This window comes from Allocoleopsis sp. (genome assembly GCF_036703385.1).
In the GTDB taxonomy this organism is placed as follows: Bacteria; Cyanobacteriota; Cyanobacteriia; order Cyanobacteriales; family Coleofasciculaceae; genus Allocoleopsis.
Genome location: NZ_DATNPA010000026.1, coordinates 1 through 8904, shown reverse-complemented (window position 1 = coordinate 8904; position 8904 = coordinate 1). Strand labels below are relative to the sequence as shown.

Below are 8904 nucleotides of genomic sequence, written 5' to 3'. Positions count from 1 at the left end.
CTGAGTGCCGTGTATCGTCGTTTAGTTGCACGGCGTGGACACCGAAAGGCGATTGTGGCTGTAGCTCATCGCATTTTGATTGCTCTTTATCATATGCTCACCAAGCATGAGCCTTATCGAGACCTAGGGGCTAATTATCTTGAGAAACGTCAACAAGACCGTTTACTCCAACGTCTTTGTCATCGTGCTACACAACTCGGTTATCATCTTGCACTCACGCCTATTTCTCAACCCATTAGTTAAACTTATTTCCTTCGGATACTTTCAAAACAGTCTTAGGGCACACCTGCTGTTTCTCCAGAAAAACCCGTCACGGCTTCCGTCAAACGAGCAGAGACTTCGCGGCAATACTCATTACAGATTCGAGACGTGCGAAAATCTGAGCGGCGAGGATAAGGGGCGTCAACCGTGATATCTGCTACCACCCGCCCCGGACGCGGAGCCATGACAATCACTCGATTCGATAAGTACACCGCTTCATAGATATTGTGAGTGACAAACACAACTGTCCAGTGTTTTTGCTGCCACAGATTTAGTAAGTCGCTATTGAGTTTACTGCGGGTCATCTCATCCAAGGCACCAAACGGCTCATCCATCAGCATAATATTTGGCTCAGTCACCAGCGCTCTAGCAATGGATACCCGCATCTTCATTCCACCCGATAACTCGCGAGGATAGCTGTGCTCAAATCCCGTCAATCCCACTAAGTTAATGGCGTCTTGCACCGTTGCACGCGACTTGAGTTTCGCTACACCCGCTAATTTCAACGGCAGACGCACATTCTCAACTACATTAGCCCAAGGCATAAGGGCTGCTTCTTGGAACACGAACGCTAGTTCTGGCTTTTCCTGACCGTCTCCCAACATAATGGTGCCAGCACTCATTTGACCTAAACCTGCAATCAATCGTAGTGCCGTACTTTTACCGCATCCCGAAGGCCCAACTAAACTGATAAATTCACCTTCACCAATGCTTAAGTTCATGTCTTGCAAGGCTACAGTCCCGTTGGAGTAAACCTTGTTGACTTGATGAATGGCGATCGCACCGCGATGCATAGTGCTGTTGGCAGGGCGAGAACTCATGATATTTCTAGATTTTAGATGGATAGCATTTACTTCCAAGAATACTGAATCACACTTTCGCTCAACATCCTTGAGCAGCGGTGGCATCACCTCAATCTGATTCACCGATTAAAGTAAAAGCGGCCCAGTTAACCGGATTGGGGTTTTGCTTCATCGTGGCAAGTATTGCCAATCGTAAAGCTTGACCTTTGTCAGGATGATGCTGCCAGTTGCGATAAAATTCACTCATCAAAAAAGCCGTAGGAGCATCGGGTATTGACCACAAAGAAACCATAACACTAGGGACACCTGCACTAATCAGAGAGCGAGATAAACCAATTACCCCATCCCCAGTAATTTTTCCCTGCCCAGTGTCACAAGCGCTGAGGACGACTAATTCGGCAGAAAGTTTGAGATTGAGTATTTCGTCAGCTCTGAGCAGACCATTATCAGCTCCGGATGGAGCCAGAGCGATCGCTCCCGGTACACCCAACCCTTTAAAATCATCCAGTAACCCGTGAGTGGCTAGATGAATCACCCCCGCGAGGGGTAGCTGCGCCAAGATAGCGGTTTTGGTAGCCTGGTTGCCGATTAGGGCTTTGGTGTCTAGCAATTTGGCAATCTCTAGAGCTTCCTTTTCGGCACCGGGTAAGCTGGGCAACTGTTGGGGTGGAGTTCCTATCATCGGCATGGTGGGATTGCCGACTACCAACTTCTGCGTGGCTGAACCTGGAATACGCTGCCGTTGCTGATGGGTTAAATCCAGTACTTGAATGGCAGGAGAAGTAAGAATCGTGTGTTTTTCAATCAAGTATTGACCCGAAGTATCTTGGAGCGCGGCGAAGGGAACCAAGAATAGAGCGCCCTGAGGAACAAAAATTACGTGGGCGCTTGGGTCTTTTGGCAGGAGTTCAGCAATCGGTTCAATTAAGAGTTTATGCAGTTGCTGTAGCTGTTGAGTTTGGCTGGTTCCTTGAGGTTGGCTAGCTCCATCAACCTTGGCAACAACAGCAAGACCACGACCCCTCGCACCGATAGATTGACGGCTGCTGGTGACGAGGTCTTCTATAGAGGAGGTACCTAGGAATTCAATCAAGTTCGTCCGGTGAAACCCGACTTCCCCTGTAGGCTTGACGACCCAAGTAAAAAGCTCTAAGTTTCTACCAATCAATGAATATTCAACAAGAGTAGCCTTCTGGTCTTGAGCAATTTTTTTAAGTTGTTTAATTGTGAGCGGAGCAATCGTTGGTGGAGTGGCTGAGTTACCCGATAACCGCTTAGCCAACAACTCTACAAACGCACGGGCACGCGATCGCTCAGAGATTTCCAGAGCGGCTTCAGGCTGATTTTGGGCAACAAGGACTTGTTGTAAGGTATCGTAACTCTTAACCTGGTTGTCAAAAAATGACACCTGATTGCTGTCATCTAAGCCTCGGCGCTGGGATTCCTCAATTTGAATGGCAGAAAGTAGCGTTTCTTTGGCTTGAGCAAGATTGCCAGACAAAAATAGCGATCGCCCCAAGGCGTTGAGAATGTATCCTTCCTGCACGGAATTGCCCATTTTCCGTACAAGTTCCAGACTCTGCTGATACAACTGAATCGATTTGGCATAGTTGCCTTGCGACTCGTAACTATTCGCCTGGATGAACAGATTGGTAGACTCACCGAAAGAATTGTCCATTTTCTGGTCGAGTTCCAAACTCTGCTGCCTATACTCCATTGCTTTTGTCGCATCGCCTAGAGCTTGGTAGATATTGCTAAGAGCCAGCAGAGCATTTCCCTCCTGTTGGCGAGCGCTACTTTTTCGGATCAGGGCTAAACGCTGTTGAGCGTATTCCAGCGCTTTGGTATAGTTGCCTTGGTTAACATAAGCCATGCTCAGCCCTGAAAGAGCTAAATCGGTTTGTAGAGGGTCTTGAAATTCCTGTGCGATCGCCAAATTTTGCTGATACGCATCAATCGCTTTGGCAGCATCGCCTAAAACGGTGTAAGTTCCGCCTAGACTCTGAAGGGCGAATCCCTCTTGCTTACGGTCACCCAGTGTGCGCGTTATCGCCAGACTTTGCAGCTGATACTCAAGGGTTTTGGCTTTGTTACCCAGAATACTGTAAATGTTACTGAGCATCCCTAAGGCACTCGCCTCACCCTGGCGATCGCTGATTTTCTGCATTAAGTCTAAACGCTGCTGATTGTACTCCAGTGCTTTGGCATAATTACCCAAGGAAAAGTAAGCCGATCCCAAACTCAGTAGTGTACTTCCTTCTCCTTGGCGATCGTTGATTTCTCGATAAAGAGTCAGTGCCTTTTGCAGAGACTGGATAGCAGCCTCCATTTGATTCGCTAGCTGCTGCTGATTAGCTTGCTGAAACAGCCGATCGGCTTCCGCTTTCCGGGGGTCTGGTGTTTGAGCCAACACCTGGGTTGTCGAAAATGCAGGGGTTGGTTTTAGCAGGGAAAGTGTTGAGAGACTCCCAAAGAAACTAATAATGGCGAGTAATCCGATTTGGTATGCTTTTTTGATTACCTGCATCTCACTTAGATACTTTTTAAACCCTTATTAATAAATTTGAGAGTGAATGCATTTTGTAACTTTGTGTCTGGCTTAAACACACCGCCCTTGCTCATCGTATCGAATAATGATTTCCAGCGAGCTTCTGTCATCGCTCCAATTCCCATTTTTTCTGCATCACCAGAAACAATCAGACCATATTCTTTGAGCTTTTGTACACTATAGGTCAGTAGCTCATCTGTCATTTCTGGATTCGCTTGCTTGATCAGCTTATTTCCAGGGGTAGGGTCTTGCAAATAGCTATACCAGCCTTTAATCGAAGCATCGACAAACCGCTGCACCAAATCTGGATTTTTTTCAACGAGTTCTCGTTTTGTTTCAATCGTCGTGGAGTAGGGAGTATAGCCGTAATCTGCCAATAGAAACACAACCGGCTCAAATCCGCCCTGCTTCTTAACGATACCCGGTTCAGATGTTACATAACCCTGTTGGACGGAATTCTTATCCGCTAGGAAGGGGCCGGGATTAAAGTTATAAGGACGCTTTTGGTCATCGGTGAAGCCATACTTTGCCTTGAGGAAAGGCCAAAACGTCGTATTGGCTGTTCCCGAAACAAAAATTGGCTTACCTTTGAGGTCTGCTAAAGTCTTTACGCCTGTATTAGGATGAGCCATCAAAACTTGGGGGTCTTTTTGGAAGATAGCCGCTACGGTAACTTTAGGAATTCCTTGTTCTACAGCTTGAATAGCATCCGCACCGTACCCCATGAAGAAATCTACAGCACCGCCCATGAGGAGTTGAGTACCATTAACCTGAGGCCCTCCCATTTTAATCGTGACATCTAGGCCATGTTCTTGGTATATTCCTGTGGCAATGGCTTGGTAGAAGCCACCATGTTCGGCTTCAGCATACCAGTTAGTTCCATAGGTAACTTTGTCGAGTTTGCCACTAGAGGATGAGTTAGAAGCTGGAGAAGTAATCGGTGAGGAGGCTTTGTTGCTACTATTGTTGCAGGCAACAACAAGGCCAGACCCAAGGAGAAGCGAACCGTACTGGAGAAACTTGCGGCGATGAATTGAATCTATTTTACTCATAACATTACCTTAATTTTTTACTGAAAATACCAAGGAATACTGTGATAAACAAGGCTTGCCCATCCAAAACTTCCATTTTTTAATTAATGATTACAGTGACTCATTTTTTTAAAACCTTATAATAGTCCAACTGGAGATTTTAAATAAAATATATTTTTGTAGCTGATTATACAACAATTCTTTCTAGTTAAGTAGGTATCCTGGAAATAGAAAGAAGGTTTGTAAACGTTTAGATAGCTCATAAATTAAAAATCAGAGCAGATATCTAATATTATTTTCCAAGGTCAAGGATAAGAACAACCATGAAAAGAAGATATAGCAGGCGTCAATTAATCGGATACGGTTCAGCGGCATTGGCTAGTAGTTTATTCTTGAAAGCTTGTACTAATAATTCTAGCTCTATACCAACCTCATCTAGTGAAAAAAAGACGACTACAGATGCGAATAAAACCTTCAAAGTCGCAATGGTTTTGCCGGGAATTATTACAGATAAAGCTTGGAACCAAGTCGGATTTACGGGGCTAAAAGTTGTTAAAGACAAACAGAGTGCAGAGACAGCCTACGTAGAAAAAGTAGGACAATCTGATCAGGTGGAAACCTTATCGGACTTTGCCCGTCGCGGATATAACCTGATTTTTGCACACGGGGGACAATTTGATGCCTCGATTCAACAAGTTGCGGCTGAGTTTCCTAAAACCTTTTTTGTTGGGGTGAATGGTGCTGTTAAAGGTGACAACATTGCCTCATTACGCATTGACAGTTTGCAAAGTGCTTACGTTAGCGGCATTGTGGCGGCTTCAATGACGAAAGCGAACAAGATTGCTTATCTTTGTGCGCAGCAGTTCCAATCGACTGATGATGAGAAGCGCGGTTTTGAGTTAGGGGCAAAGTCAGTCAAACCTGATATTAAGGTGACTGCCAGCTACACGGGAGACTGGAATGATGCCGCCAAGGCAAAAGAAGCTGCATTAGCGTTGATTTCATCGGGAAATGATGTAATTTTCCAGTGGCTAGACAATGCTTCTCCAGCGGTGTTAGAAACGGCGAGTGAAAAAGGAATCTATGCAATTGGGAATACCTCCGACCAGCAAGAGGTTGCACCAAAGGCGGTGTTAACGAGTATAGTTAAGCGAATCGATTTAGCGATCGCTTATATTTCTGAACTCGCCAAGAACCAACAGCTTACGGGGCAAATCTATAGCATTGGGTGGGAAAAACCCGACATTCTATATTTAGGAAAATTTGGCAGCATGGTGCCAGAGGATGTTCAGAAAAAGGCAAAGGACGCCATACAGGGAATCATTGATAAGAAGATAAAATTGACTTAAGTCAGCGATTGGCTCTAAAAATGGCCTATTTACGTCTGGAGGGAATTAGCAAACGATTTGGTAACTTTGTTGCCAATGAGGATATTAACCTGAGTATTGACGCCGGCAGTATCCATGCCTTACTAGGAGAAAATGGCGCAGGCAAAACCACACTCATGAACATTTTGTGTGGTCTTTACCGTCCCGATCACGGTCAAATTTATCTCCAAGATAAACCTGTAGAAATTACTTCCCCTAGCGTTGCTATTCAACAAGGTATTGGGATGATTCATCAGCATTTTATGCTGGTGCCCCAACTAACAGTGACAGAAAATATTATCTTAGGAACAGAATTAAAGTGGCAGTTGAATTTGCGCCAAAAAGCAGCAGACATTGCAGCAATGTCCAAATCCTACAACTTAGAAGTTGATGCCCTAGCCAGAGTCGAAGACTTGCCCGTTGGTACACAACAACGAGTAGAAATTCTCAAATCCCTCTACCGTCAGGCAAACTTACTGATTTTAGATGAACCCACAGCGGTACTCACTCCCCCAGAAATTGAATCGCTGTTCAAAGTGTTGCGTCAGTTAGCTGCAAATGGACAGACGATTATCTTCATCAGCCACAAACTAGAAGAGGTGATGCAACTGTGCAATACAGTAACGGTACTGCGGCGTGGTAAGGTAGTTGCCACAACGACGACGCAGGAATCGACGCGCCAAGAGTTAGCCAAATTGATGGTAGGGCGAGAGGTTTTATTTAAGTTAGATAAATTGCCTCCCTTAACCTCTCCCCCTACTCCTCTCATAGCAGGAGAGGAGAGTACAAGTTCCCCTTGCCAAGGAGGGGTAGTCCTGGATGTACAACAGTTACAGGTAAAAGACGATCGCAAGTTACCGATTGTGCGGGATGTGTCCTTTCAAATCCATTCGGGTGAAATTCTAGGGATAGCAGGAGTTGATGGCAATGGACAGCGAGAATTAGCCGACGCCATTACCGGGTTACGTACCATTACTCAGGGACAAATTCAGCTAGCGGGAGAAGATATCACCCACTGGACACCCCAAAAACGAGTCAAGCATCTCAAAGTTGGCTATATCCCAGAAGATAGGCAAAAAATGGGCTTGGTGATGGGGTTTAGTATTGCCAACAATCTAATTCTCAAAGTCTTTAAATATTTGCCCTTTTGCCGCAACTGGTTTTTACAAAACGAAGCCATTAGTGACCATGCGAATACAGCGATCGCCAAGTTTGATATTCGCGCAGAACATGGAGAAGTTAGAGTCAGCCAATTATCCGGTGGTAATCAGCAAAAAGTCATTTTAGCCAGAGAACTTTCTGGGGAACCAATACTCATTGTCGCCATGCAACCCACAAGAGGTTTGGATGTTGGGGCAACAGAATATGTACAGCAGTCTTTATTGGCACAACGGGCACGAGGGGCGGCAATTCTCTACATTTCGACTGAATTAGAAGAAGTGATGGCAATGAGCGATCGCATTGCCGTTATGTATGAAGGTGAATTCGTCGATATCCTCGATGCTGCCACCGCTACTGTGGAACAAATCGGTTACTTGATGACGGGTGGCAAACTTCCAACACAAACATGATCCAATAGGCGTGGTTCCCGTTGTATACCTTGTCTTCTTTGAACAGCAATGATGGAAACTAATCGGATTCAACCCGTTCTGCTGCCCATTGTATCGCCACTGATTGCGATCGCAGCCGCCCTCCTTGTGGGTGCTGGCTTAATCCTGATCGCCGGAAAGAACCCACTCTTTGCCTACACAGTCTTATTTCAAGAATCCCTAACCAACTACTACGGCTTTGGCAACACCCTAACCAAAACTACTCCATTATTGCTGACCAGTTTAGGCGTACTGGTTGCTTTAAAGGCAAGGCAGTTCAACATCGGCGGGGAAGGGCAAATCTACATGGGAGGGTTGGGAAGTGCATTAATTGGGCTATATGTCCAAGGCTTGCCTCTAGTGATTCATCTGCCCCTAGCGTTGCTGGGAGGGTTTCTCTTGGGAGCCATTTGGGGGTTAATTCCGGGCTATCTCAAAGCGGTGCGGGGTGTTAATGAAGTGATTACAACCCTGCTGCTGAACTATGTAGGACAGTACTTTATCAGTTACCTGGTTACGGGGCCAATGCTGGCACCGGGTGCGCCGAGTCCCTTTTCACCCAAGCTACCTGAATCAGCACAACTCCCGACTATTCTGCCCCAAACTCAAAGCCATGCTGGGATTCTGATTGCTTTAGTGGCAGCAGGAGTATTGTGGGTCGTGTTTGCGCGATCGCCCCTCGGTTATCAAATCGAAGCCGTTGGACAAAATCCCATCGCCGCCCGTTATGCAGGGATGTCTGTCGAACGCACCATCATGTTCGTGATGGCACTCGCTGGGGGGTTAGCTGGGTTAGCCGGTGCCTCGGAAGTGATGGGATTGAAATATCGCTTATTCGAGAACTTTTCTGGAGGGTACGGGTTTGATGCGATTGCGATCGCATTTTTAAGTCGTGGCAGCATCCCTGGTATTGTCTTCACGTCCCTCTTCTTCGGTGCCTTACGTAGTGGTGCCAACGTCATGCAACGTAGTGCAGATGTCCCCGTAACCATTGTTTATGCGATTCAAGGACTCACCGTACTCTTCATCGCGATTAGTCTGGCATTGGAAGGTAAGAAGCGATTAGCTAATAACTCCGTGAAGTAAACTAATCTCAGAGTCTGAGATTACTCTGATAATTTCCATTGACAATACAGCTTCGAGTTTTTGTCCCTCAACCACTGACAAACTAACTTATCATTCTTATTGGCGTTCTTAGGAATACTATCAGCAGCATAGTTTATAGACTGTCTATTCAGTTGAATGTCGTAATCCAGTTTGCGATATTGCAGTTGCATAGTGAATACCTTCTGTTAATAATATTTG

General features: G+C 45.8%; 6 protein-coding genes and 1 pseudogene. 4 read left to right on the top strand and 3 right to left on the bottom strand.

All coding sequences use genetic code 11. From position 1 onward, the window contains the following. A pseudogene (locus V6C93_RS01330) lies at positions 1–243 on the top strand (IS110 family transposase); the annotation flags it as partial. 32 nt (positions 244–275) lie between these two features. On the opposite strand, the gene V6C93_RS01325 reads toward V6C93_RS01330, so the two are convergent. From V6C93_RS01325 to V6C93_RS01315, 3 genes are all read right to left on the bottom strand, one after another. After that, positions 276–1082: an ABC transporter ATP-binding protein gene (locus tag V6C93_RS01325; protein WP_414644112.1), complete on the bottom strand. Its 807-nt coding sequence runs from the start codon at positions 1080–1082 to the stop codon at positions 276–278. A 91-nt stretch (positions 1083–1173) separates the two neighbouring features. After that, positions 1174–3591 (bottom strand): CHAT domain-containing tetratricopeptide repeat protein, encoded by a 2418-nt coding sequence (locus V6C93_RS01320; RefSeq protein ID WP_333474836.1) that lies wholly within the window; start codon positions 3589–3591, stop codon positions 1174–1176. A gap of 5 nt (positions 3592–3596) precedes the next feature. After that, entirely contained in the window at positions 3597–4664 is a 1068-nt protein-coding gene (locus V6C93_RS01315) for an ABC transporter substrate-binding protein (RefSeq protein ID WP_333474835.1), read from the bottom strand. A 302-nt stretch (positions 4665–4966) separates the two neighbouring features. On the opposite strand from V6C93_RS01315, the gene V6C93_RS01310 reads away from it, so the two are divergent. Genes V6C93_RS01310 through V6C93_RS01300 form a run of 3 tightly spaced genes read left to right on the top strand, consistent with a single transcriptional unit; the run spans position 4967 to position 8685 of the window. Continuing rightward, entirely contained in the window at positions 4967–5992 is a 1026-nt protein-coding gene (locus tag V6C93_RS01310) for a BMP family protein (RefSeq protein WP_333474834.1), read from the top strand. A 20-nt stretch (positions 5993–6012) separates the two neighbouring features. Further along, complete coding sequence (locus V6C93_RS01305) at positions 6013–7581, top strand: ABC transporter ATP-binding protein (RefSeq protein ID WP_333474833.1); 1569 nt, start codon at positions 6013–6015, stop codon at positions 7579–7581. A gap of 48 nt (positions 7582–7629) precedes the next feature. Then, complete coding sequence (locus tag V6C93_RS01300) at positions 7630–8685, top strand: ABC transporter permease (protein ID WP_333474832.1); 1056 nt, start codon at positions 7630–7632, stop codon at positions 8683–8685. Positions 8686–8904: the final 219 nt, after the last annotated feature.

Bases quoted from the DNA above. Each gene is read 5' to 3' on its own strand.
- V6C93_RS01325 (WP_414644112.1), bottom strand. From the start codon at position 1,082: ATGAGTTCTCGCCCTGCCAACAGCACTATGCATCGCGGTGCGATCGCC.
- V6C93_RS01320 (WP_333474836.1), bottom strand. From the start codon at position 3,591: ATGCAGGTAATCAAAAAAGCATACCAAATCGGATTACTCGCCATTATT.
- V6C93_RS01315 (WP_333474835.1), bottom strand. From the start codon at position 4,664: ATGAGTAAAATAGATTCAATTCATCGCCGCAAGTTTCTCCAGTACGGT.
- V6C93_RS01310 (WP_333474834.1), top strand. From the start codon at position 4,967: ATGAAAAGAAGATATAGCAGGCGTCAATTAATCGGATACGGTTCAGCG.
- V6C93_RS01305 (WP_333474833.1), top strand. From the start codon at position 6,013: ATGGCCTATTTACGTCTGGAGGGAATTAGCAAACGATTTGGTAACTTT.
- V6C93_RS01300 (WP_333474832.1), top strand. From the start codon at position 7,630: ATGATGGAAACTAATCGGATTCAACCCGTTCTGCTGCCCATTGTATCG.